21 protein-coding genes and 1 pseudogene are annotated in these 26,812 nt (G+C 41.3%); 12 read left to right on the top strand and 10 right to left on the bottom strand.

What is annotated here, in order from left to right:
* The first annotated feature begins 15 nt into the window (after positions 1-15).
* The 10 genes and pseudogenes from CL181_RS16480 (at position 16) to CL181_RS20635 (ending at position 13,738) form a co-directional block, all read left to right on the top strand.
* Positions 16-1,845 carry a type II secretion system F family protein gene (locus CL181_RS16480; RefSeq protein ID WP_176505285.1) on the top strand — a complete coding sequence of 610 codons (1,830 nt, stop codon included), beginning with the start codon at positions 16-18 and terminating at the stop codon, positions 1,843-1,845.
* Positions 1,842-3,557 carry a hypothetical protein gene (locus tag CL181_RS16475; protein WP_097300417.1) on the top strand — a complete coding sequence of 572 codons (1,716 nt, stop codon included), beginning with the start codon at positions 1,842-1,844 and terminating at the stop codon, positions 3,555-3,557. Before CL181_RS16480 ends, CL181_RS16475 begins: the two co-directional genes overlap by 4 nt.
* A gap of 233 nt (positions 3,558-3,790) precedes the next feature.
* A complete protein-coding gene (gene gyrB, locus CL181_RS16470) occupies positions 3,791-6,382 on the top strand; it encodes a DNA topoisomerase (ATP-hydrolyzing) subunit B (RefSeq protein ID WP_097300416.1) in 2,592 nt (863 codons plus the stop codon).
* 2 nt (positions 6,383-6,384) lie between these two features.
* Positions 6,385-6,963 (top strand): hypothetical protein, encoded by a 579-nt coding sequence (locus tag CL181_RS16465; protein WP_097300415.1) that lies wholly within the window; start codon positions 6,385-6,387, stop codon positions 6,961-6,963.
* A 175-nt stretch (positions 6,964-7,138) separates the two neighbouring features.
* Entirely contained in the window at positions 7,139-7,855 is a 717-nt protein-coding gene (locus tag CL181_RS16460) for a tetratricopeptide repeat protein (protein WP_097300414.1), read from the top strand.
* A 228-nt stretch (positions 7,856-8,083) separates the two neighbouring features.
* On the top strand, positions 8,084-8,485 hold the full coding sequence (locus tag CL181_RS16455; protein ID WP_097300413.1) for a nucleotidyltransferase domain-containing protein: 402 nt from the start codon (positions 8,084-8,086) through the stop codon (positions 8,483-8,485).
* Between the two features lie 86 nt (positions 8,486-8,571).
* A pseudogene (locus CL181_RS21265) lies at positions 8,572-8,869 on the top strand (DNA gyrase subunit A); the annotation flags it as partial.
* A 5-nt stretch (positions 8,870-8,874) separates the two neighbouring features.
* Entirely contained in the window at positions 8,875-12,576 is a 3,702-nt protein-coding gene (gyrA, locus tag CL181_RS21675; protein WP_394336515.1) for a DNA gyrase subunit A, read from the top strand.
* Between the two features lie 25 nt (positions 12,577-12,601).
* On the top strand, positions 12,602-13,375 hold the full coding sequence (locus CL181_RS16445; RefSeq protein ID WP_176505284.1) for a DUF429 domain-containing protein: 774 nt from the start codon (positions 12,602-12,604) through the stop codon (positions 13,373-13,375).
* A gap of 198 nt (positions 13,376-13,573) precedes the next feature.
* Positions 13,574-13,738 carry a hypothetical protein gene (locus CL181_RS20635; protein WP_176505283.1) on the top strand — a complete coding sequence of 55 codons (165 nt, stop codon included), beginning with the start codon at positions 13,574-13,576 and terminating at the stop codon, positions 13,736-13,738.
* Here the strand turns inward: CL181_RS20635 and CL181_RS21250 are convergent.
* From CL181_RS21250 to CL181_RS16430, 3 genes are all read right to left on the bottom strand, one after another.
* Positions 13,730-13,858, bottom strand: a complete 129-nt coding sequence (locus CL181_RS21250; protein WP_255251614.1) for a hypothetical protein — start codon at positions 13,856-13,858, stop codon at positions 13,730-13,732. The two genes, CL181_RS20635 and CL181_RS21250, sit on opposite strands and share 9 nt — an antisense overlap.
* Positions 13,859-13,993: 135 nt before the next feature.
* Positions 13,994-14,401 (bottom strand): hypothetical protein, encoded by a 408-nt coding sequence (locus CL181_RS16435; protein ID WP_097300409.1) that lies wholly within the window; start codon positions 14,399-14,401, stop codon positions 13,994-13,996.
* Positions 14,402-14,427: 26 nt separating this feature from the next.
* Positions 14,428-15,474, bottom strand: coding sequence for an AI-2E family transporter (locus tag CL181_RS16430; protein WP_097300408.1), 1,047 nt, complete (start codon positions 15,472-15,474; stop codon positions 14,428-14,430).
* 106 nt (positions 15,475-15,580) lie between these two features.
* Between CL181_RS16430 and CL181_RS16425 the strand changes: the two genes are divergently transcribed.
* Positions 15,581-18,670, top strand: a complete 3,090-nt coding sequence (locus CL181_RS16425; RefSeq protein ID WP_217993203.1) for an FAD-binding and (Fe-S)-binding domain-containing protein — start codon at positions 15,581-15,583, stop codon at positions 18,668-18,670.
* 65 nt (positions 18,671-18,735) lie between these two features.
* Here the strand turns inward: CL181_RS16425 and CL181_RS16420 are convergent, their stop codons facing one another.
* From CL181_RS16420 to CL181_RS16390, 7 genes are read right to left on the bottom strand one after another with little or no spacing between them, the layout of a single operon-like run.
* The gene (locus tag CL181_RS16420; RefSeq protein WP_097300407.1) at positions 18,736-19,506 is read right to left on the bottom strand and encodes a uroporphyrinogen-III synthase; all 771 of its coding nucleotides are present in this window, start codon (positions 19,504-19,506) and stop codon (positions 18,736-18,738) included.
* 9 nt (positions 19,507-19,515) lie between these two features.
* Complete coding sequence (cobA, locus tag CL181_RS16415) at positions 19,516-20,253, bottom strand: uroporphyrinogen-III C-methyltransferase (RefSeq protein WP_097300406.1); 738 nt, start codon at positions 20,251-20,253, stop codon at positions 19,516-19,518.
* Between the two features lie 2 nt (positions 20,254-20,255).
* A complete protein-coding gene (gene hemC, locus CL181_RS16410; RefSeq protein WP_097300430.1) occupies positions 20,256-21,176 on the bottom strand; it encodes a hydroxymethylbilane synthase in 921 nt (306 codons plus the stop codon).
* Positions 21,177-21,193: 17 nt separating this feature from the next.
* Positions 21,194-22,459, bottom strand: a complete 1,266-nt coding sequence (gene hemL / locus CL181_RS16405; RefSeq protein WP_097300405.1) for a glutamate-1-semialdehyde 2,1-aminomutase — start codon at positions 22,457-22,459, stop codon at positions 21,194-21,196.
* Between the two features lie 7 nt (positions 22,460-22,466).
* A complete protein-coding gene (locus tag CL181_RS16400) occupies positions 22,467-23,177 on the bottom strand; it encodes a TIGR04282 family arsenosugar biosynthesis glycosyltransferase (protein ID WP_097300404.1) in 711 nt (236 codons plus the stop codon).
* A 1-nt stretch (position 23,178) separates the two neighbouring features.
* On the bottom strand, positions 23,179-23,988 hold the full coding sequence (locus tag CL181_RS16395) for a class I SAM-dependent methyltransferase (protein WP_097300429.1): 810 nt from the start codon (positions 23,986-23,988) through the stop codon (positions 23,179-23,181).
* 35 nt (positions 23,989-24,023) lie between these two features.
* Positions 24,024-25,082, bottom strand: coding sequence for a radical SAM/SPASM domain-containing protein (locus tag CL181_RS16390; protein WP_097300403.1), 1,059 nt, complete (start codon positions 25,080-25,082; stop codon positions 24,024-24,026).
* Between the two features lie 533 nt (positions 25,083-25,615).
* Here CL181_RS16390 and CL181_RS16385 point away from each other — a divergent pair.
* Positions 25,616-26,806 carry a DUF2254 family protein gene (locus CL181_RS16385; protein ID WP_097300402.1) on the top strand — a complete coding sequence of 397 codons (1,191 nt, stop codon included), beginning with the start codon at positions 25,616-25,618 and terminating at the stop codon, positions 26,804-26,806.
* Positions 26,807-26,812: the final 6 nt, after the last annotated feature.

The following is a 26,812-nucleotide window of genomic DNA, read 5'->3' as shown; positions in this document are numbered from 1 at the left end:
AGAGTACACGAAATTATGATCAATTCAGAGATCGGAAGCATCCTTTTCGGAAAATGGGTATATCAGGAAAACTATGATGAGCTAAGAGAAAATATAAGAAAAGCGCATATAACGCGAAATGTGCATGAATATGTGTGCAGTTCTTTATTTTACTCACTCATCGCAGGCTGGATATCTCTTGTTTTCGGATATATTTTAGCCCGGAATTTGGCACAAAACAGCTTCGTAATATTCCTGATAACTGCAATTTTTGCAATGAGCGGCAGCTATGCTATATACCTTATATTGATCTCTTACCCGTCTTTTAAAGCGAAGAACCGGTCGTATCGAATAGACCAGTCCATGCCTCATGCTCTAACCTACCTTTACGCATTGAGCCGGGGCGGGATGAATATAATTGATATGTTCAAGTCCCTGGGTTCATATATCCATATATATAGCGGTACAGCGGAAGAAATAGCAATGATCGTCCGGGATATGGAATATTTCGGGATGGACATAGTTACCGCACTTCATAATGCAAGCAAGAGGACGCCTTCGAGGAAGTTCAAAGATTTTATCAATAATCTCATATCTGTAATAAACAGCGGCGGGGACTTGAGCCGCTTCTTTAAAAGCAGGTCTGAATATTATCAGGAGACTGCTGCCCAGGACCAGAAGTATTTCCTTGAAACTCTGGGGCTTTTTGGGGAGGTCTATGTCAGTGCACTGGTCGCAGGGCCATTATTTCTTATTGTTATAATCGTCGTCCTGGGATTACTGAGAGGCGGGGTAGAATTGTTATTGTCATTAATAATATATGTTGTAATTCCTGTTGGCACCCTGCTCTTTATTGTTCTCATAGACACTATTTCCGGCATTCGAGAAGAGATGCCTGTCATTTATACCAGGGTCAAAAGTCTGGAGGTTTTTAAAGATGTTCCACAATTAAAGATACAACAGCCCCATGAATTAGGGGATATAAAGAGACTGCAACAGTATGAAAAGAGATCTAAAATAAAGTTCATATTGTTTAATCCCCTGAAAATTTTCATGGAAAAGCCAGGCAGGACATTTTTCATAACAGTACCCGTTTCTATAATATATCTATTTTTCAATGCCAGGGATATTTCATCAAAAGCAGTAGAAAACCATTTCTTGATAGTGATTCTTTTTGTCATTATCCCTTTTACTGTTTTTTTTGAGATGCGAAAACGAAAGATAAGAAAATTTGAAGAACGAATGCCTGATTTTTTAAAACGGCTTGCGGGTATGAATGAAGCAGGGTTGACACTCACTCAAGCTATCGCGCACACGGCTGAGTCAAACATGGGAGTACTTACTTATGAGGTAAAAAAAATACACCGTGCTATCGAATGGGGTACTATAACTACAGGTGCGTTACAGAAATTTGAAAAGCGTATTGAATCAAGTGCTGTTTCAAGGATTATCACATTGATCGTAAAGGCCAGCGAATCTACAAGCGATATTCGAAACGTCCTGTCTATTGCAGCAAAAGATGCAGATATCGGGCAGCGATTGAAACAGGAACGATTCGCTAACCTGTTAATATATGTCGTGATAGTCTATCTTTCATTTTTCGTGTTCCTGTTTATAATTGTTGTCCTTCTTGTGTATTTCCTTTCAAAAATGCCCACCGGAGGGACGGTCTCTATGTTCAAGACTTCCAGTCTTTCTGATATAAAAACACTTTTTTATCATGCCTCGCTCCTTCAGGGCTTTTTCTCAGGACTTGTGGCAGGACAGATGGGTGAAGGAAATCTGCGGGCAGGATTGAAACATTCCATAGTAATGCTGGTCATTGCGTATGTTGTATTTACATATTTCCTGCAGGGAGTTGAATGATCCTGGCTCGAAAAAATATTAACTTTTTTTTAAACTGCGAATCAGGGTTAAGCGAGATAATTGCAGCAATTATGCTTCTGGCAATTGTGGTCTCTATGATCGCAATAATTCAGGCGCAGTCCGTACCCGAATGGAATAAAGCGGTGGAAATGGATCATTTCAATGTTGTATATGATGATTTCCTGAAAATAAGATCCGACATAAATGATGTTGCACTGTTCCAGTTCCCGAAATCAGGTGTGATCCATATGGGTGCCCACTATCCAAACAGGCTGATATTTATCAATCCTGCTGATACATCAGGTACCCTGACTTCAACAAATGATACATGGATAAATGTAAGTTATACGCCTTTTAACCAGACTCAGACATTTTTCAATAATTCATCAACAAGCATAAAATTTGTACCGAATTATAATTATTATTCCAATTCGCCATCGCTTGTATATGAACACGGGCTGATCATCAAAGATTTCGCAATTGACAATTATCTTTATACCGATACCAACCAGGCTATTTTCGACAATAATATAATTAATGTCTTTATACTCGCTTATCCCCAGGAATCAGTGTCTTTTTCAGGAATAAATTCCCTGAATTATAATCTCCAATCAAAAATCAGCACATATAATAATACCGATGTAACTGTAACTTTTTATACCAATTATCCCCGGCTCTGGGATGTTCTTTTAAGAAAATATAATTTAAATCCGATTGTGTCTGGTAACATTGTAACAGTTGATTATCCGGGCAATATTACCATAAACGCTTATACTTTCAATGGGTCAATCGCTGCAGGTACAGGAGTATCCGCAATACCTACCCCAACACCAATGGCTATCAGGGCCGTGAGCCTTACAAATATCACTAATCTTTCCCGGACCATACTGAAGGGAACCAATGCGACCTATATATTGAATCTTACAAATAACGGGACTGGTACGGATTCGTATATCCTGACGGTTTCCAATCCGGACCTTGCCTCTGTGACAGGCTTAAATATCTCTTCGCCCGTCCTCCTTAATTCCGGACAAACAAGAATATTTACCCTGAATGTTACAAATACCTCAGCAGGAGGGCCTTTCCAAGTTAATGTCACCGCGACTTCAGTAAATGACCCCACAAAATCAGGGTATATTAACAGCACAACCACAGTATCGCCTTTAACTGTGAAAGTCTATCTGAGAAACACAGATAATCCTGCGGGAATTTATACCTGGGATATGAGTACTTCTCAGGGCGGGTCATCTGATACCAGTACGACCATACGGCTGGGTTCTAATGATCCTGTTTTCTACATTTTCAAACCCGGTCAAGAAAATTCGCAAACAGGAACACCCGGATCAACATATAAAGGATATGGCTGGGCAAGCGAAACACCGGTAAATGGCACAATCGGAGGCGACTGGAGTTTCAAAGTAAAGACATATTCAGATACAAATGATGGGAATGGCAAAATCTTAATCTATGTATATAAATATAATTCAACGGCCACTACTTATTTATTTAATTTGACCGGAAGTTCTAATCATCTGAATACACGATATGGTGTTACTGAAACTATCAGCGGTATTACGCCGTATTATACTTTTGGTCCTGGTGATTATATCCTGGCTGAATACTGGTTAAAAGTGACCGAAACAGATAACGGGGATAATCTGGATTTTAGAGTGAATACTGCTTCGGAATTTGTAACATATTTGCAGAAATGAGGATATCGAATTTTTCCCCTTTTCCTGAAATAATTTAACAAAAATTTGTGTTAAATTATTTCGTATCAATAAAATTAAAATCGAGATGCATCGCTGCGATAAGGTATATAAGCTATAAAAACAATTAAAACCTGAAGGTTTTCAAAAACTGAAGGCATGAAATTTAATTTAGGATTGTTAAAAACAGGAAAATTTTAAATAAAATATTATTATAACTATTAAAGGTACTCGATATGAACGAAGTTAATAAAGAATATGGGGCAGGACAGATTCAGGTTCTTGAGGGGCTTGAAGCCGTACGCAAACGCCCGAGCATGTATATTGGAAGTACGGATTCAAAGGGGCTCCATCATCTTGTATATGAAGTTGTTGATAACAGCATCGATGAGGCGCTTGCTGGCTATTGCACGAATATCGAAGTAACTATCAGGCCGGATCATAGCGTAAGGGTCGTGGACAATGGAAGAGGCATCCCGATTGAGGTCATGCCGAAATACCAGAAATCGGCTCTTGAAGTTGTCCTGACCATGCTGCACGCAGGTGGAAAATTTGACAATAATGCATACAAGGTTTCAGGCGGCCTTCACGGCGTAGGGGTTTCAGCGGTCAATGCTCTTTCTGAATGGCTTGAGGTGGAAGTCAGGCGTGATGGAAAACTCTACAAGCAAAGATATGAATGCGGAAAACCTGTAACACCTGTAACCACTATTGGTGAATCAACATCTACAGGAACGACAATCACATTCAAACCAGATAAAACTATTTTTGAAACTCTTGAATTTAATACTGAAACTCTTGAAAACAGGTTGCGTGAACTTGCTTTTCTAAATAAGGGCGTAAAAATAACCCTTAAAGAAGAATTCACCCAGAAAGAAGAAGTGTTCCAGTACGATGGCGGTATCATATCGTTTGTTGAGTTCCTTAACAAGAACAAGAACCTGTTGCATGAAAAACCCATTTATTTCCGAAAGCAAAAAGACACTACGATTGTGGAAATCGCAATGCAGTACAATGACAGCTATACCGAGAACATCTATGCTTTTGCAAATAACATTCATACTCATGAAGGCGGAACCCATCTTGTAGGGTTCAAAGCAGCCCTTACCAAGGTTTCAAACGATTATGCCAAATCAAAGGGCCTGCTCAAAGGCGAGGACAAGCTTTCAGGCGAAGATGCCAGGGAAGGGCTCACAGCGATAATCAATGTCAAGCTCACAAATCCCCAATTTGAAGGACAGACAAAGACAAAACTCGGGAACAGCGATATTAAAGGAATTGTTGAGACCCTTGTTTCCGAGGGGCTCTCAGAGTTCCTTGAAGAGAATCCTGCTTCTGCGAAAAATATACTTTTAAAGGCGCTTGAGGCTGCCGAGGCAAGGGAAGCCGCAAGAAAAGCCCGTGAACTTACACGAAGGAAAAGCGCACTCGAAGTAGGCTCGCTTCCTGGCAAACTTGCGGACTGCTCTGAAAAAGACCCGGCAAAAAGTGAGATATATATCGTGGAAGGAGATTCGGCAGGCGGCTGTTTTTCAGGAGATACGCTTGTTGCCCTTGCAGATGGGCGTTCACTCAGTTTCAAAGAAATAATAGCAGAACAGGCTGAAGGAAAAGAGCATTTTTGTTATACAATTCGAAATGATGGAAAGATCGGGTTAGAGCGTATTATTAATCCGCGAAAGACGAAGGCAAATACGAAAGTGATGAAGGTTACTTTCGATAATGGTGAAACCATCACTTGTACTCCTGATCATCCTTTCATGATGCGTGACGGCAGTTTCAAACGGATAGAAGAAGTTGCCCCGAATGATTCATTAATGCCGCTTTATCGCAAATTCTCTGACATTAAAGAATCAGGGATAACAATAGACGGATATGAGATGGTGCTTGACCCGCTTAATGATCGGTGGATTTTTACTCATATGCTGGCTGATTGGTATAATCACAGTTTAAAAAACCACGGAGAGCACGAAGTACACAGAGAACAGCAGCAACCCTCTGCGTTCTCTGTGTACTCTGTGGTCGATAATCATTTATTGCATACTCAAAAATCTATTCCCCAATATCCGGCACAAGCATACGAAGCTGTTAGCATGCTTAACCATCGTATCGTATCTATCGAAAGTCTTGAAGAAAAAATGGATGTTTATGATATAGAGGTTCCGAATACGCATAACTTTGCACTTGCAAGCGGCGTTTTTGTTCATAATAGCGCAAAACAGGGACGCGACCGAAAGTTCCAGGCAATACTTCCGCTTCGCGGCAAGATATTAAATGTAGAAAAAGCGCGCCTGACCAAGATATTAAAGAATGAAGAGATCCGTGCGCTCATCACTGTAATCGGCGCAGGCATTGGCGAAGGAGAGGAATTCGACATCCTGAAAACCCGATATCATAAAATAGTGATCATGACAGATGCCGATGTTGATGGAAGCCATATCAGGACATTGCTCCTGACTTTATTATACCGTTATATGCGCCCGCTTATCGAGAGCGGGTATGTCTATATAGCACAGCCTCCACTTTTCAAGGTTAAGAAAGGCAAATTAGAGTTCTATGTTTATAATGAGGAAGAACTTACTAAAAAGCTTGCTGAGGTAGGAAGAGATGGTATCGCTATGCAGCGATACAAAGGTCTGGGTGAGATGAATCCCCAGCAGCTGTGGGATACGACCATGAATCCCGAGTCAAGGACGATGCTAAAGGTCACGCTTGAGGATGCGATCAAAGCAGATGAGATTTTTACGATCCTTATGGGCGATAAGGTTGAGCCGCGGCGTGAGTTCATCGAGAGGCATGCGAAGGATGTAAGGAACCTGGATGTGTAATCATGGTTGGATGGGAATCAATTCCAATTGTTTATAGAGCATACTCCTATATTAAAAATTATATTGATTTAAATCGAAAAGAAAAAAATTTGGTTGTTAAGGAAGAACAACTTAAAAAAATGGAACAAGAATTAACCGATTTGAGAGTAATTATTAAGGAAAACTCAAGTAATTATGAATCGATGATAGAACCGAGTTTTCATAACGGATTTATCAGGGCAGAGGACACTTTTCCAGCCCCTTATTTGGAAGTAAGGTATGCTATTACAAATCGCAGTATCTTTGATTTTAAAACTAAAAGAATTTCTATGACTATTACTGATCATAACTCTGGTTATACACTAGGACAAATTGAAACACCAAAAAATATAGATCTTCCTCATCAACGAACTATAAATGACCAATCTCAGCTCCAATTGCATCCAAATTTCATAAGCCAATTAAAATCAATAAAAAAAGAAGGTAAGTCACTTTATATTACACTTGAAGCGGTGAAGATTGATTTGATAGGTTATAAGGGTTTTACTAAATCCTATGGAAATTCTCAGTTTAAAGTGCCCACTGATGATATTAGGGTATAAGTTACTTACTAAAAAGAACATGCAACCAATACCCAACAAACTCATACAGGAAATAAAAAAACCGCAGATAAACGCAGATGAACGCAGATTAGTTGTTTGGGTTTCAACCTACGTTTTCAAGGCAAATGCATATAAGATATTTGACTGATCGAATTATAATGAAGTGAAATTATTTATGAAATTCTCTGCAAAAAGAAAAAATACTGATAAATGGAAAACAGAAGCTCTAGCCTTTGTCAATTTAAAAAAATATAATGAAGCTATAGAACTATTTGACCGGATACTGAAGCTTGAACCAAAAAATGTTGACGCCCTGTTCAATAAAGGACGTGCGCTTCATAATTTGAACCAGTTTAGCAATGCAATAACATATTATAACAGTGTTTTGCAGATCAATCCCGGGCATTCAAAAGCATGGCGCTGGAAGGGATTTGCCCTGCGCAGCCTTGAGAAATTCGAAGATGCGGCAAAATGTTTTGATAAAGAAATCGAACTCCAGCCAACTGACGCTTATTCATGGTTCATCTGGTTCAACAAGGGACTGATGTTTCATATCCAGGACAGGTTTGAGGATGCTATAAAGTGTTATGAAACTGTCATACAATTATATCCCGATCATGCGGATACATGGTACTGCAAAGGACTTGCTTCTTATTATCTGGAAAAATATGACGAAACAATAAAATGCTGCGAAAAGGCGCTTGAGATAGACCCTGATTATTTCTATGCGTGGTACGGCAAAGGTCTTGCCCTTCATAGTTTAAATAGATATGAAGAGGCGATAAAGTGTTACGAAAAGGTTATTGAAAACGACCCGGATCATATCGATGCGTGGTTCAACAAGAAGCTTGCGACTCACAGCATGGAAATCTTAAAGCAAAGCAAATTATAAAATTATTATGCAACCAATAACAGAAGAACTTATCCGGGAAATCAAAGAGCGCAAGGTCACTTATGATAATTGTATCCAAAGTAAACCACAAAGAACGCAAAGCTCAACAATGAAAACCTTTGCGTCTACGGTGATAATATCTGCGTTCATCTGCGTTCATCTGCGGTTGAATCAATTAATTTTTCGACAACAAGAGCTTCATAATTATCCATTAGTTAAGAGACCTTTATGTATTTAAACATCACAAAAATTTCAAATGACAAGAAAATCCAGAATTCATTTACCGATATCATCCAGAGCATAATCAGTAACTACGCCCCCCAGAAAATCGTGCTTTTTGGTTCTTATGCAAGAGGAGACGCACATGAAGGCAGCGATATTGACCTAATGCTGATAAAAGAAACCTCCAAGAGATTCATAGATAGAATTGCCGATGTAATAAGGCTGAATAATACCCTTATTTCGCTTGAACCTCTGGTGTATTCACCTTTGGAGTTTGAAACAATGAAAAAAGAAAAAAGGGATTTCATAATGACTATTGAAGAAGAAGGAATTGAGATTTACGATGCAAAAAGCGCAAAGATGGCAAATTCAAACAAAAATCAATTAATTTACATAAATTCGAGCTGATACCCATGCCAGAACCAGAATCCACAGAACCAGAACAGCAAATCCTTGTACCGGAAAAGATCACCCTGGTCAATATCGAGGATGAAATGAAGCGCTCATACATCGATTATGCGATGAGCGTCATAGTTGGCCGCGCTCTCCCTGATGTCAGGGACGGCCTGAAGCCCGTGCACCGGCGCATCCTTTATGCGATGAACGAGCAGGGGATGACCCACGATAAGCCTTACAAAAAATCAGCAAGGATCGTGGGAGACGTTCTTGGTAAGTACCACCCGCACGGCGATATCGCTGTTTACGATTCTCTCGTAAGGATGGTACAGGAGTTTTCTTTACGATATCCTTTGATAGATGGACAGGGAAACTTTGGCTGTTTTACAGGCGATACTAAGATCAAACTGTTAGACGGTACTGAAAAATCGTTTGAGGAACTTGCCAGTTTAAGCCCTGATGATGTTTTTTATGTATACTCAGTTGATGATAAAGGGCATATTGTAGTTGGGGAAGGCAAAAATTCCCGGATAACCCGCCGTAACGCAGAACTCATAGAATTGACTATCGATAGTGGTGAAAAGATACGCTGCACGCCAGACCACAGATTCATGCTGCGCGATGGCACATATAAAGAGGCGCAGGATCTCACTATCGATGATAGTCTTATGCCAGGATACTTTGATACCATTCCAGTTAAAGAAGGGCTTAATGATTACCTGAGAGTGTTACAGCCTGCCTCTGGAGAATATGATTTTGTACATCATCTTGTTGACGAATTCAACTTCCAAAAAGGAATAGCACGGGGATTTGGAGGAGCATTCGTCCGGCATCACAAGAATTTTGATCGGATGGATAACCGTCCAACCAATATAGAACGCATGGAATTTCTGGAACATCTGCATTTACATGCAGAATATATCACAGAATTATGGGAAGATGACAAATTCCGCGAGAGACAAAAACAGGGTGTGAAGCGCTATTACGATGAGCATCCAGAAGTGCTTGAAGAACGCCGGTTAAGGTTCAAGAACCAGAATCAGGATGAAGAATTCCGCAAGGAAAATGCACTTCGCAGTTCAATCGGGATGAAGAAATATTTCATAGAGAACCCCAATGCATGCGCTGATATTTCAAAGAGGATGAAAGCGTTATGGGAAGATGAGGATTATTGCGCCAGAATGAAAGTTGCGCTTGCCAATATTGAGAAACGTAAGCTATCACCCGAAGAAAAAGCAAGAGTAACGCAGATAATTTCTGAAAAAAGCAAGAAAATGTGGGCGAATGATGAAAAGCGTGCTGAAATTGTTGAAGCTATTTCTCTCGCTTTGTCATCTGAAAAAGTGCGGGCAAAACTGAGCGAAAATTCCAGGCGCAATTGGCAGAATCCGGAATATCGAGCAAAGTATCCCGAAGATCACTTTTCTAAAATGGCTCACAAATGCTGGGAAAAACCGGAAACACGAGCAATGCATCGAGAAAAAATCGCAGAACAGCGGCAAGACCAGGCTTTCCGTGAGGCTCAAAGGAACGGGGTCGTTCAAAGCAATCAGTCTCGAATGCAGCAAAATCCCATAATGATGTCGGAACTTGCAGCGCATGCGGCCTCCAAACTTGTTGAAAAATGGACTGACCCAGAATATAAGAACATTGTCATGCGCCAAAAGATCGCAGGCTATGTAGCACAATTATTAAAGAAATATGAGGTGGTCACTCCAGAGGTTTATAGTGAAAACAGGAATATGAATTGGATCCCTCGTATTGAAAATGCCCTAAAATATTTTAATGATTTCGATCATCTTCTGCATACAGCTAAAAACTATAACCATCGTATAATATCCAAACGGTTCCTTGAGGAACGTGTCGATACATATGATATTTCCGTTGATAAATATCACAATTTCTTACTCGCATGCGGAGTGTTCGTTCACAATTCTATCGATGGCGACAGCGCCGCTGCGATGCGATACACTGAAGTCCGCCTCGGAAAGATCGCAGACGAGATACTTGGTGATATCGATAAAGAAACCGTGGATTTCGTTCCAAACTATGATGATTCATTAAAAGAGCCCTCTGTTCTTCCATGCAAGCTCCCGAACCTTCTTATCAATGGTTCTACAGGTATTGCCGTGGGCATGGCGACCAATATGCCGCCCCATAATCTTGGCGAAGTGATAGATGGAATAACGATGGTAATCGATAATCCTGCTGTGGAATGGAACGAACTCATGACCGCAGTCAAAGGACCTGATTTCCCAACGGCGGGTTTTATCTATGGCCGACAGGGGATCCGGGATGCGTACTCCACAGGCCGCGGCTCAATAAAGATGCGCGCCCGCGCAATAATCGAGGAAGTGAAAAACAAGGAAACGATCATCATTAGTGAGCTTCCCTATCAGGTGAATAAAGCAAAAATGATCGAAGATATTGCAGGCCTTGTCCGGGATAAGAAGATCGCAGGGATAACCGACCTTCGCGATGAATCCGACAAGGATGGAATCCGCGTCGTCATTGAGATATCACGACAGGCGCAGGCCAACATCATTTTAAACCAGCTTTACTCACACACACAGCTTGAGACCACTTTTGGTGTTATCAACCTCGCTCTTGTGGATGGGCGCCCGATGGTCCTGCCATTAAAAGAATTGATCATCAATTTTATATCCCACAGGAAGCAGGTCATAATACGCCGCAGCCAGTTCGAGCTCAAGAAAGCACAGGCACGCGCTCATATACTCGAAGGTTTGATAATCGCGCTTGACCATATCGATGAAGTTATCAAGCTCATAAGAGCATCACAGACACCTGATGAAGCGCGCGATGGTCTTATGTCACAGTTCGGTCTGAGTATTGAGCAGGCAAAGGCTATCCTTGATATGAGGCTCCAGAGGCTCACCGGTCTTGAGCGCGAGAAGATCGATGCTGAGTATGGGGAGCTCCAGAAAACTATTGCATGGCTCAAGGAACTCCTGGGAAGTGAAATAAAAATACTTGCTCTTATAAAAGAAGAACTTGCAGATATCAAAGCCCGCTTTTCAGATAAGAGGCGGACCGAAATAATTGAAAGTACAGGTGACCGTGTGACTGAGGACTTAATCCCGAAAGAAGATGATGTTATCACAATAACCAATAGCGGTTACATCAAACGCATTGCAGTGGATTCATATAAACAGCAGCGCCGCGGAGGGAAGGGTGTCATGGGTATGGAGACCAAGGAAGAGGATTTCGTAAGCGACCTCTTTATCGGCAATACTCATGATTATCTCCTTTTCTTTACAGACAAAGGAAAAGTTTACTGGCTGAAAGTATATGGAATACCCGAAGCTGGAAGACAGGCGCGAGGCACTGCAATCGTCAACCTGCTGCAGCTTGAGCAGGGTGAAAAGATCACTGCGTACATACCGATCAGTAAATTTGATGAGAAGCACTACCTTTTGATGGTCACAAAGAAAGGTACGGCCAAGAAGACGCAGCTTACTGATTTTGCAAATGTCAGGAAAACAGGTATTATCGCCATCTCTCTTGATGAAGGGGATAAACTTGTATCCGTGAAGCTCACGGATGGTACAAAAGAAATGGTGATCGGGACCAAGCACGGGAAAGCCATCAGGTTCAACGAGAATGATGTAAGGGATATGGGACGAAGCGCATACGGAGTGAGGGGTGTAAGGCTTGTAGGCGAGGATGAAGTCGTCAGCATGGCAGTCGTGGAGGAAGGCGCAACCCTTCTAACTGTGACCGAGAACGGTTTCGGGAAGCGCACCGTGTTTGATGAGTATCGCACAAGCAACCGCGGCGGCCAGGGTGTTATCACTATCGATGTCAATATCAGGAATGGAAATGTCGTGGATATCAGGACAGTCCGTGAAGATGATGAGATCATGGTCACGACTTCAAACGGCATCATTATCCGTGTGCCTGCAAGCGGAATACGCGTGCAGGGCAGGAATACGCAGGGTGTGAAGATAATGAATGTCGGGGAAAAGGACAGGGTCGTGGGCGTGGCTACGCTTGCGAAGGAGGAGGAAACGGCTGGGGAGGAGAAAGCTGTGCAGGTGACGCTGGAAGAGATGAAGGAGCCTAAGGAGGAACAGAAGCCTTAATACGTATTACTACGGAATGATTAAAATGGAAAAATATGTTTTGGGTGTAGATGCCGCATGGACAAATAAAAATCCTTCTGGTGTTGCTCTACTAAAATGGGCTTCCGATACTGCTCCAAAATTAGTAAAGACTGGACGCTCTTATGATGAATTCTGCAATGGTGAGAGGCGAGATAATTTAGAAGGTTCAATGCCAAATTTTTCAGATATTATTGGATGCTGTTCTCAAGTAGATTTAATTGCGCTTGATATTCCTTTATCTCCGCATCCTATAGTTAAGCGCAGGAATGCGGATAACATCATATCTCACGAGTATGGTAAATTCAAAGTTTCAACGCATAGTCCCTCCCCCAAACGACCTGGTGTTATAGCAACCAATATTTTTGATCAACTTAAAAAGAACGGCTTCGAGTGGGCATGTGAATATAAGGAAACTCCTGCCTTCATTGAAGTTTATCCCCATGTAGCGATTATTGAGTTTTTTGGTTATGAAAAACGTTTTCCCTATAAAATTCAAAAGAGAGCAAAATACTGGCCTAATGATTCTTCTGAGGAACGTTACCACAAGATAATTTCTAAATTGAATGAATTAAGAAATAAATTAACTTTGAAGGTTGATAACATTAAAGATTTCTTGCCGCTGTTAGACCCAAACACTTATTATAAAATTAAGTGTCTTAAAGGGTATGAAGATTTGTTAGATGGGGTATTATCTGCTTTAGTAGGCTGTAATTTTCTAGATAGAAAGGCTGAACCTAAAGGTGATCCAACTGGAGTAATTTGGACACCAAAAAATTGACATAATTTATTAAGACTAATAAACTGATAATAAAAACTCAACCCACCGTCCCTGGCTCGATGACAGGGCGGCGCCGCTGATAAAAAAATTGGTAGAACAAATGCAGGAAGATAATCATTATTTCCTTCATATATAAAAAAGATAAACAAGCACTCATTGTATCAGCAAGAGACATGACAAATGCAGAACGGAAGAAATATGAGCAAAAGTAAAACTTCAATCTCAAAAGCACAAAGCTACAAAGAAATTGGCGAATACTGGGATAAGCACGATATCGCCGAGAACTGGGAGGAGACAAAACCAGCAGAATTTGAAATTGATATTAAACCGAAGTTAAATATGCATTCCGCCGAATCAACTTAAAATAACTGACACAGCATGCCTGCGATCCAGGATATCTCTTATTAATTGCCTGTCCGATTCTTTTTTAGATTTAGCCTCATTTGATTTATGCATTGTAAAATTTTGGACAGGTTGTTCCATGATAGAATTGAATTGATTAGATTCTATTTATAGTCTTTCCGGAGATATTTCTCTATCCTGTTCATTCCTTCCCCAATATTCTCAATACTATTAGCATAAGAAAACCGGATATACACTTTTGCGCCATCCCCGAACTCACAAATAAAACCGTATGTAAATATGCAATCCGACTATGAAAGCCAATGTCCAGAGGATATAAGCTGACCTCATAATTAATTTAAAATTATCTGGTCCTTTGATGATTCTGGAATATGCGAGATTTATGTATATCCACAATCCGATCAATAATATCCCCAGTGTGTGGTGAAATAGTATCTCAAGATCGAATAATATACCGTTTTTTACAAAACCCAGCATTGAAGGCAGCATAAAAAATAATATTGCTGCTATCTGGATAATGACTGCAATTCGATTAATACTGCAATGCTTTCGTAAATCCTTCTTTCTTACAATAAATGAAGAATAAGAAAGGAGTATTATAAGCAATATCTGGACTGCAAGATTTATCATTACCAGGGTTTTCACATTCACATCAAATGCCATTTTCTATCACCAGCCGAAATTATTTATCATAAATCACAGGATTCTTTCTCATCTATCCTGAATGTAATATATTCATAGATAATTGTCTGGACGACAACAATAATTATCGGGCCCAGAAGCAACCCTTTTGCTCCGAAAATAATAGGCCCCGAAAAAAAACCAATGAATATTGCAAGCGGATTGATATCAGCTTGTTTGGACCCAAAATACGGCTGCAAGACCATAGGGATAAAAACAGATAGTATAACCACACCAAAAACCAGAACGCCTGCTGCTGCAAATGTATTTCCGATATAATACATATATGCTGCGGCCGGAGCATAAACCATCCATGTTCCAAAAACAGGGAGAAAACCGAATAGTCCTGTAAGAATTGCAAGGAGAAACGCATGTGGCACTCCAAATATATAATACCCAATAAAAGAAAATGCTGATATGATCAAAGCCATTCCTATATACGACATAATGAGTACATCAAAGCTTTTTCTCAGGCCATTTATAATACTTGATATAAATTTCTCATCTTCTTGCGGGAGGGTTGATGCATAGTCTTTAACAGAACATATAATTTGAGGACCATTTCGCATAAAATAATAAGTCGCATACATGAATATTACTATATCGAGTAGCAGAAGAGGGATAGTTGTAACAAAATCCGATACAAGGCTGATCGCAATTGATGAGACTGCGGAAGTTATCTCCCGGACTCCAAGAGGTACATCAATATAAGTTCCTAATCCCAATGACGAAATAGCATCTGAAAACACAGAAATAAAATATATGATCTTGCCGCTGAGTCCGGTAATATCTCCAAATACCTGGCCAATATTTTTCATTATATATGAAACCGCCAAAACGATCGTAATTCCTATGATGACCATCAGGAGTACAAGCGCTGGAGAAAATAGCTTATGTGACTCCATCTTCTTGATTATTGGCCTGAATATATATGTTGTTATTGCAGCAAGGATCAATGAAGTAATGAACGGGTATATCATTATTGCAGCTACGCCTATGGCAACTAGGAAAATAACAGGATATGACCTTGAATGAAACCTGGAGGATAAAACCATAATACCACAGCACTATTTTGTTTGTTTGATATATATAAGTGCCTGTAGAAATAATGAAACTTTTTATTGTGCATAACTTTATATTTGATAACGGTTATGTATGGTATTGACAAAAACAATGATTATTATGAACCTCAACAAACGTGAATATCTTGAAGAAAAATTCAAAACCCGTGTGACCTTTGACCCTGTTGAACGAACGCTGTATGGTCATGATATTGCTGCCATTCCCGCACTTGTGAAGCCTTTAATTGGCAATACAACGCCTGACGCTGTAGTTCAGCCTCAAAATGAGGAAGAACTCATTGAGATAGTAAAATGGGCAGTCCTAAGTAATGTTCCCCTGACACCGAGAGGCAAGGCTACTTCCGGATATGGGGGAGCAATTCCAGTCAAAAAAGGTATAGTTGTGGATTTTTACAGGATGAAAAAAGTCCTTGCTATCGATGCCAATAACCTTATTGTCACAGTACAGCCCGGGATCACCTGGGAGAAGCTTGATGCAGAACTAAAAAAACAAAACCTGACGATCAGGTTATATCCCACAAGTTATCCTTCTTCAACTGTGGGAGGATGGCTGGCGCAGGGCGGCGCAGGTATCGGAAGCTATGAGTACGGCTATTTTCGTGAAAATGTTGTCAGGGCAAAAGTGGTATTACCATCAGGTGAGGTAAAGGATTTTGCAGGTGATGAACTTGAGTTAATAGCTGATGCGGAAGGCATAACAGGACTAATTACAGAAGTGACGCTGCGTATACAGCCTTATGAAGATATTGAAGTTGCAGGGCTTGCCTGTCCTGATGCAAATCGGCTGCAGGAACTTGTGAATACTATCATTGGATCAAAGCTTCCTATATGGTCAATGGTATTTATCAACCCGCAGATGGCTGAAATGAAAAACCGCGCTCCTGTTATGGAACACGGCGGTCATGCAGCACAAGAGCGTGTAATGCTTCCTGCTAAATATATTCTTACACTTGCTTTTCGTAAAAAAGACAGTTCAACTGTCAGGGCAGCACTTCCTGATCTTGTGAATTCATTTGGAGCTGAAGTCCTGAGTGACAAAATTGCAGGGCATGAATGGGAAAATCGTTTCAAACTCATGGTCGTAAAGCGGCTTGGCCCTTCACTTGTACCTGCTGAGGTAATAATTCCGCTTTCAAGCCTTGGCGATGTAATGGGTGAGATCCAGAACAAGGTTTTCCAGCCAATAGTAAAGGAAGGCGTGATCATCCGTAACGGGATAAACGGTGAACCTGAAGTTGTCATCCTGGGATTTATTCCCGGCGACCAGCGAAAATTCAGTTACAGTTTCGTATTCGGTCTTGTGCTTTCAATTATGAAGATCGCACAAAAACATGGCGGGAGACCCTATGCCACAGGCTTATATTTCTCGAAAAAAGCTGACTCCATATTAGGTAAAGAAAGAATGGATCGATTACGGACTTTCAAAAACAAGACCGATCCGAAAAATATAATGAATCCCGGAAAGGTCACAGGCAGCAGCCTTATGGGAATAGCCCTGGATATAGCTGGCACTTTTGAGCCGGTTATCCGTCCGCTTGGAAATTCCGTTACTACTACTATTGGCGAAAGGCCGCAAAAACAGGTAGGGGATATCCCGGCAGATGTGGCATGGTATGCTTACAGCTGCTCCCAGTGTGGCTACTGCATTGATGAATGTGACCAGTTCTATGGGCGCGGCTGGGAAAGCCAGAGCCCAAGAGGTAAATGGTACTGGCTGCGGGAGTACATGGAAGGGCACGTTGAATGGGACCAGAAGATGGTGGACACGGTCATTTCATGCACGACTTGTGAGCTTTGTAACCTGCGCTGCTCGGCAGCATTGCCAATCGAACCTTCATGGATGAAGCTTCGCGGCAAACTGATAAATGATGAAAAGAAGATGACTTTCCCGCCATTTGAGATGATGACAGAAGCTCTGAATTCACAGGGAAATATCTGGGCAGGTTACAGGAAAGACCGTTCAAAATGGTTCCCTGAGAACCTTAAGGAAAAGCATGGACCCATGCATAAATCAAAGAATGTTTATTTTGCTGGCTGCACAGCAAGTTTTGTTGAAAAAGACATAGGTATGGCAAGCGTGCGCCTCCTTGATGCGGCAAATGTTGATTTTACGTATCTTGGCGAGAAGGAGAACTGCTGTGCTACGCCAATGCTGGTGGCAGGCAAATGGGATACCTTTGAAAAAACCATGAAAAAGAATATCAGCGCGGTTAAAGCAGCCGGAGCTGATACTGTGATTACTTCCTGCCCTGCATGTGATATGATGTGGCGGCAGGTATATCCTGAATGGTCAGAAAAACTCGGTATCGATTACAAGATAAACACAAAGCATTATAGTGAAGTCGTATCAGAGAAAATCAAATCCGGTGAGTTCAAGTTCAAAACCGGCGTGGAAAAACCTGTTACGGTGACGTGGCATGATTCATGCCATATTGGACGCGCATCAGGTGTTTACGACCCGCCGCGTGATGTTATAAAGGCAATTCCTGGTGTCAGGTTCGTTGAGATGAGCTCAAACAGGGAAAAGGCTCACTGCTGCGGCTCTGTGCTGACGCTCCTGAAGGAGCCAGAAACGGCAGCAGGTATTGGAAAGATACGTCTTGATGAAGCTGTTGAAGCAGGCGCACAAAAGGTTCTTGCTCTTTGCCCGTGCTGCCAGTTCCAGCTCAGGGTAAGCGCAGATGCAAGAAAAATTCCGATCGAAGTGGTTGATCTTGCGACTTTTGCTTCATCAGCCCTGGGATATGATTTCCCCGATCCCAAACCTGAAGTACAGGTGCAATGGGCTGTCTTTGAGAAGATGATAGCCCTTATGACACCCAGGGGATTTGCAGATCTTATGGGAACCATGTGGCCTGAGCTTATCGATGCAATGCCTTATGGAATGGGGCCGATGATGCGGGCGATGGGCAAAGTACCGGGGGCTCTTACGCTGATGAAGCCATTGTTCCCTGTGCTATTCCCGATCCTTCTTCCGAAGATGATGCCAGAGGTAATGCCAGTGATGCTTGAAAAAATTGGAAAGATAATTCCAATGCCTGCATATATGGCAGAGCAGATGCCTGAACTTTTACCAAAGGTCATGGATAACCTGATGCCGCATATGATCGATGATGTCGTGCCGCTTGTTACCCAGCCGATGATCGATTATCTGACGGGGAGGAAGTGACATGGAATGAACATATCCTCTCTACTTTTTCCTTATCAAAATACTATTTTTTCCCTTTTAGTAAGTCAACAATCATGCTTCTTGCACTCAAGGAGCATTTCCTCAAAAGTATAATGTTCGGGAATGACACCCACATTTACCCCAAACCCGATCAATGTATCACGAGTGGGTTTACCAATAGCTGCTACCACCTTTTGATTCATAATCCTGATGATTTCATCTTTTTCTCCCATTTCCTGGGCAAGCGCCATGAAATTCCTGACCATCATTGTGCTTGTGAATGCAAAAATATCCACTTCACCTGCAAGCGCCCGTTTGAAAAGCGCAACATGTCGTTCATCTTTTGGGCTGATGATCTGATATACCTGGGTCTCATGCACAACTGCTCCTTTTTCAAGAAGACCTCTTACAAGTTCAGGAGCTCCATGGCTGCTCCTTGCGATCTCGATATTTGCTCCTTCTATTCCTGAAAGTTCTTTAACAAGACCTGTAGAACTGTAAGAACCGGGCATCATAGTGACGTGAATTCCGTTTTTCAACAATGCATCTCTTGTCTTCGGGCCGATCGCTATAACATTGGTTTCATTGAGCCGTTCAATAAATTCATCAGGGTATTTAATTTTCAATAAAGTGAACTCGACCCCGTTAGCGCTTGTGAATATGATATAATCTGCCTCTCCCCCCATTATGCGATCCAGGAACCCTTTGAAATTTGAATCGGTTTTATCCATTACATCGATCATAGGCGCTGTTATAGTGGAAAAACCCATTGAAGATGCAAGTTTGACAGACTCTGCCAGGTAACCGGCAGGTCTCATAATGGCTATTACTTTCATTTCGATCTATCAGGGAGCAAGTTCATGATGCAGTTTTACAACATCACCTATTACGGTTACTGCCGGAGCTTTCACCTTTCGCTGTTTACAAAGACCAACAATATCAGCGAGCGTTCCAATAGTGACCCGCTGGTCGGGCCGTGTTCCTCTTTCGATAACAGCTACCGGTGTATCTACGGATTTACCATGTTTCATTAATTCCTTTACATTACGTTCCAGCATACTGACGCCCATCAGGATAACAAGTGTTCCTTCAAATTTTGCAAGAAGTTCCCAGTTAAGAGCTGTTTCTTCCTTGTCAGGATCTTCATGTCCTGTTATGAAAGTGACCATGGATGCATAATCGCGATGCGTAATTGGAATTCCTGCATAAGCAGGGACTGCAATTGCTGAAGTGATCCCTGGTACTACCTCGACCTTGATACCTTCTGCTGCAAGAGTCTGGGCTTCCTCGCCTCCGCGGCCGAATAGATACGGGTCTCCGCCTTTTAAGCGCAGGACGATCTTTCCTTCTTTTGCCCTTTTGACAAGAAGCTCATTTATCTGCCACTGGGAAAGCTTATGGTTCCCGGCATATTTACCAACATCGATTTTCTCTGCCGATTCCGGCAGCATGTCAAGTATCGCTTTACCAGGAAGCTGGTCATAAAGAATGACCTCGGCGCTCTCTATTAGTCTTTTTGCTTTGATCGTCAGAAGCTCCGGGTCACCTGGACCTGAGCCTACAAGATAAACTTTCCCGTTCATTATTATCCTCTTTTGGCTGCAAACATTTTTACTGCCTCATCAACAAGTTTGCCGCCGCCTTTTTTATTCAACTCATTACCGATTCGCTTGGCTTCCTTTTCATACTCAGCGGGGTTTATAAATTCATCTATTTTTACGCAACGCTTCCCATCCACTGAGAGAACTTCAGTACGGACATGTATTTCATTTCCCTCTGTTTGTGCGAAAGCCCCGATGGGAACAAGGCAGCCGCCGCCAAGGATCCCGATTATTATGCGTTCGATCCTTGTCTCAAGCCGCGTCTGTTCGTCATTTAAAACAAGGACTGCATTTTGCGCTTCTGAATCTTTCCTGGTAACTATGACCACTGTTCCCTGGTTAGCAGATGGGACAAAATCGTCAGGATCAAGGCGTTCTCCGGGCAGATCCCATTTCAGTCTCTCAAGTCCGGCTTGCGCAAGGAAAATACCGTCATATTGCCCTTCCTTAAGTTTACGAAGACGTGTGTCGATATTACCGCGTAGCTCCTTTATGATAAAACCTGATCTGTACCTGGATAGCTGGGCGCGCCGTCTCAAGCTCGTTGTTCCAATGATTGAACCCTCAGGAAGATCTTTTAATTTCGTATTGTTGCGTGTAAGCAGGAAATCATAGGGTGAGTCGCGTTTCATTACAGCAGCTATTGTTAGTTCAGGAGGACGTTCGGTAGGAACATCCTTCATGCTGTGGACAGCGATATCTATCTCGCCAGCCAGCATCATATCGTCGATTTCACGCACAAAGACCCCGAAACCCTGCACTTCATGCAGCGGCCTGTCTGTGAATGTATCACCTGATGTTTTGATTATTTTAATTTCCGTATCTATTCCGTTTTTTGAAAGAAGATCTTTCACGAGATTTGCCTGGGCAAGAGCCAGTTTGCTGCCCCTTGTTCCTATACGCAATGGTTTTTTGGGATTTTTCATTTCAGGTTCCGTTGGTAAGCTTTTAATGTTTTTTCTATGTCATCTTTTGAATGGGCAAGTGACAGGAAGTTAGTCTCGAACTGAGACGGGGGCAGGAAGATGCCGTCATCAAGCATTTTCTTGAAAAATACATTGAATTTAGCTGTGTCGCATTTCAGGGCTTCCTGATAATTAGAAGGCATATCCCCGAAGAATACCTTAAACATGCTCCCCACACCGCTCACGTTGTAATCAAGCCCGATATCGGTTATGATATCGGATAACTCTGACCTTAATGAATCCCCTGCGCTATTCACTTTGCCATGGACTTTCTCTTTTTTGAGTGTTTTTATCATGGCAAGCCCTGCTGTCATCGAAACCGGGCTGCCATTGAATGTTCCTGCCTGGTAAACAGGCCCGGCAGGTGAAATTTTCTCCATTATTTCACGCTTTCCCCCGATCACACCGATATGGAAACCGCCGCCAAGTATCTTCCCTAAGGTAGTCATATCAGGAGTTATACCGTAATACTCCTGCGCCCCACCCATGGCAAGCCTGAATCCTGTGATCACTTCATCCAGGATCAATACAACATCATTTTCTTTTGTTACTGCGCGGACATCGTTCAGATATCCTTTTTTTGGTAATATCGGCCCGATATTTCCAAGTACGGGCTCCATAATTACTGCCGCAACATCATCTTTATAGGCTTCAATCGCTTCTGTCATGGCCTCGATATCGTTATATGGCACCTGGAGTGTATTCTTCGTGAAATCCTTAGGGACTCCGGCAGAATCGGGCGTGCCAAGGGTTGTTGCGCCTGAACCCGCTTTTACAAGCGCCGCGTCATGTGCGCCATGAAAGCCCCCTTCTATCTTGATGAATTTGTTCTTCCCGGTGAAACCTCTTGCTGCGCGCAGAGCCCCCATTGTCGCTTCGGTTCCTGTGGAGACAAATCGCACCATGTCGATGCTCTTGTATATTTTGATAATTTCATTCGCAAGAGACACTTCAAGTTCGGTCGGGGTTCCATAAAGCCAGCCGTCATCAAGCTGTTTGATCACAGCTTCCTTTATTGCAGGATGGTTATGGCCAAGAAGCAATGGCCCGTAACCCATTACGTAATCGATATATTCATTACCATCAATATCAGTTAACTTTGAGCCGTTCGCTCTTTTTGTATAGAATGGATATGGTTTTATTGCCCTGACGGGGCTGCTTACTCCGCCGGGGAGTAGCTTCTTCGCCTCATCGAATAATTTTCTTGATTTCTCTGTTCCCATGGATTACTCAAATTAGGGGATAAACTAATATAATTTGTGTTTTCTCTTGAAGTTTGCGAATTGCACAGCAGGTATTTTTACATAAAAAACTGTTTTTTTGGTTGTTTGAGGAATACATTTCATTTTTTAATCGCTGGAGATCTTCTATTGTATCTATGTCGTACCACTTCTCAAGAAGAGAAACGATCAAGCCTGAGCTTTGCGCTTTGTTCATCGTCAATTCTGTTACCCCGGATGTACTCCAGGGGATGCCTTCAAAAATCAGAGGTTGGCTTTCCCTCAGGCCGATCAGGTAATATCCTCCATCCTCACATGGGCCAATGACAATATCACAATTATCGAGTTTTTCCAACCCTTTCTTTATATACTCTACAGGCAGGTTTGGGGAATCGCTGTCAAGCATTAAAACTTTCTTAAAATCCTGTTCAAACAGACTTCTTGAAATATTAGCCAGTCTCTCCCCCAGGCCGGAGCCGGTCTGTTTGATCAAATTGAATCCGGAAGGTGCGATGCTTTGAAAGAAAGCAAACTCAGTTTCAGGTGTATAGGCAATGAAAGCTTGCGCTTCAATATTTTTGACCTGTTCTATCTTATCAAGCAGGAAATTATGGTAAAGGCCGGATACTGTCCCCGGGTCAAGAGATGGGATCATCCTTGTTTTTACCTGGTTGGGTAAGGGCGCTTTGGCCATTATGACGATAGCATTCTCCCGGGTCAAATCAAACCTTTCTCCCTATTATTCTTCCCCAGCCAACTTTTCCTTCATCGGCAGCTTTGACCCATAATGCAAGTCCATCATCGGCTGCCTTCCACATTTGCGCGCCATACTGTGAAATAATCGTTCCTTTAAGTTCATTTCTGACCCTGTCCTGGTAAATATGGCAGTACTTTGCAAAATCAGTTGTCATATCCTCTTTTTCGGTAATAACAAAACCATTCTGTTTTAAAATTTGCTCATATCCGGCGAGTGACTCCATATAAGGGAAAGCCATAAAACTATTGAGGCCTTCCCATTCCCTGTCTGTCATATTACCAGCCTGTATCCAGTCAGTAAAAGCAATGATCCCTCCAGGTTTTAAAACCCTGTGGGCTTCCTTTATGAGCCTCTCCTTATCAGTTACATAGCACCATGCGTCCTGCCCCCAGACAATATCAAATGCGGCAGCTTTAAAAGGCATATCCAGCGCATTCCCCGGTTTACAGGTGATAAGATGCGTTAACCCTTCATTCTCGGTTCTTTTTGTGGCTTCGTTCACCATTTTCATTGTGGCATCAAGACCTGTTACTTTACACCCAAACTTCCTTGCCAGGTGCCGCGCCGGGCCGCCAAGTGCGCTGCATACATCAAGCACGCTGGTATTCTTATTCACTCCAGCCTTTCTTGCCATGATATTTGTTTGTGAATCTCCGCCAACGTGGATCTGTTCTCCCATCAGTATCTCCCATAATACACCGACAGGGCCCTCGTAAATTTCATTTACGTCTGCTATGGTAAAATCTAATTTTTTCCCTTTTCTAATTTCGTTCATAAGTACCAGTTCTATTTGTTTGTTGTTGACATTAATCATGATGAAATTTTTTGATAGTTCATCCAGCATTTCGGGTCTGGCGCAAGCATATCCCCGCATTCGTAATATGCCGTAGCCCTGCATCCCCAGCACACTGAATTATGTTCACAGCTCCCACAGTGTCCCTGCATTTTCCCGGGATCCCTGATATGAGTAAAGAGCAGGTCATCCCGGTATCGTTCGACAATATTTTCCAATGATGATGTATGAATATTTCCAAAACCTTTCCTGATCACCGAACATGGAGTTACATCCCCGTCCACGGTCACACAAATCATCCCACCGCAATAGAATTTATTGGTATCCATTGAACCCATGGAAAGTGCAGAATCCTGGTAATTAACGTTATCTCTTGTACTGCATGCTTCTTTTATTTCCCCGATTTCCGGGATCCATTCAGGATGTCCCTCTGCAAGCCCTGCTTTGCACATCTGGGTAAGGCAGGTTCTTATTCCCATATCCTCGAAGAAATATTTGATCGTTTTATTGACGTCTTCCCCTGCTACAAGTTTAGTGAATGTGATACAATTAATGATGTTATCCTTACCAAGAGCCCGGATATTATCAAGCCCTTCCAGGATAGAATTTATCTTTAGTTTTGGGTCACCTGTATGCAATTTTCCATATATTTCCTCATCCAGGCTGTCAAGATGCACCGAGATAAAACCCCCTTCTGACATCTCAACTGCTCTTTTGGCCACATCATAGTTCTCTAATGGCATCCCGCTTGTCCAGATATTGTTTGTTAATCCGTTATCCATGGCATACTTCATTAATTCATACCAGTCACTTCGCATAAGAGGATCGCCCCCAAGCCAGTCAATAGCCAGGACACCCATATCGGCTGCTGAATCCAGCACCTCAATTATGTTCTTTTTCGGAAGTTCTTTTAGAGGAGCATCCGTGGATGAGGCATAACAGTAGAGGCAGCCCTGGGAACAGGCAAGATTGGATTCTATCTGGACAGAATAGACTTTTCCATCCTCAAAATATCTGATCGCGACTTTGTGATCCGGGTGCAGGCAACCGCAGCTTATTATGGAATCAGTTTTCATGAGATAACCCCTGACAAGAATTGGATATGTACATTCGGTCTGGTTGCTATATATAATTTGTTTATTGAAGAGGGGGATGGATTCAATCTGTGGCGGTGTGAATATAGGATACAACTCTATTTATTAGGATTAAACTTCTTAACATTTTTATAGGGTCATAGTGAATTGTAGTTACTCTACTCTGAACCATTCCTCATTAAACTGAACTGAATATATTATCGAAAAAGTGTTAAGATTACTTTTAAAAAATATTATTTTATTTTCGATATTAAGCTCCTCATTTCTATTATTTTCTCACATAGTTAATAAGATTTCATTCGTCATCGGTTTAAGATATTTAAATTCAAAAAGTAGCACTTTTTATGTCAGTTTCTAATGCTTAAAATGGAAAATCGCTATATTGGATTATAGAAGGTATTCAAAGTTGTGCAACAAAATCGTTAACCGATGACAAATGAATAAGATTTTAGTCTCTATATTTATAATTTGTTTCAATAGTTTTATATGCTTCACAGCTATCAATATTCTTTAGTATGCCAATAAAGGAGTCATGGAATTTTCACCTGAAAAATGTCATATTCGAACTTAAATCAAAGATAGATTTATTGCGTGAATTGTTTGAGTTAACTAAAATCTATTTGATTTTATTAATTGTATTTATGATATTTTTACCTGTCCTTTTTTCCTACTTAAGGATTCCGCCGCATACAGATTTAGAAAATACAAGAAATATGTTAAGCGTATTAGTTCAAAGTGAAGTAGCAGTCTTTGCAATAGTTATATCTGTTAGTCTGGTCGCTGTAGAAATTGCTGCTTCAAAATATTCGTTTAGAGTAATAGATGTATTCAAAAATACTCCTAGCTTGTGGTTTGTTGTAGAAACATACTTGATAGCTATTGTATTCGGACTTGGATTATTGAACCTAATTAACAATAACAACTTATCTGAATTTGATGCTCATATTTGGTCTGCATATTTTCTTGGTATTTTTTCATTTGTAGCTTTAGTTCCTTATATCTTGAATATTATTGAACTCTTGAAACCCTCTACTTTGATTGAAAAGCTGGCAAAAAGGATAACAGTTGAGAATATTTTATCCGCGTTTAAAGATGTAAAAAATTTTAAAGAAAGACAGTATTATCCTGTCGTTGATATGGAAAAAGACTCGATTCAACCAATCATTGACATTGTGCGAAGTTCAATGATAAGTTATGACTACGAGACAGTAAGATATGGATTGAAAACAATTGGAAATTCTACTAAATGTATGTTAAATGATGAATTTCTTGATGAAAAAAGTGAATCTGAAATATCGAAACATATTTTTCATAACTTTACAACAATAGGAAAAATCGCTGCCGATAAAAATGATGAGAGTTTTACTATTGAGATACTGAATAACCTATATATGATTGGGGAGGTTGCAGTTAATAATAAGTTGAAAAACTCTACAATGTTAGTAATAACATCACTTGGAGATGTCGGAAAAGTTTGTGCTGAAAAGGAATTTGAAATCACAAATTTATTTATATCGGCTCTTTGGTGGATTGGTAGAGGTGCCGCTGATAATAAACTTGAAGACGCTTCATATATTACTGCAATGAAACTTAATGGAATTGGGAAAGTTGAAGCCAAACATAACCTTGAAAACTTGAAAACAGCTGCTTTTTATCTTAGAGCTTGTCTGAATATTCAATCATTGTTTAGAAATCTGAATTTGTGACAACCG

This window comes from Candidatus Methanoperedens sp. BLZ2 (assembly GCF_002487355.1).
GTDB lineage: Archaea > Halobacteriota > Methanosarcinia > Methanosarcinales > Methanoperedenaceae > Methanoperedens.
The sequence above is the reverse complement of the archived record's forward strand: the minus strand, read 5'-3'. Positions and strand labels throughout refer to the sequence as shown.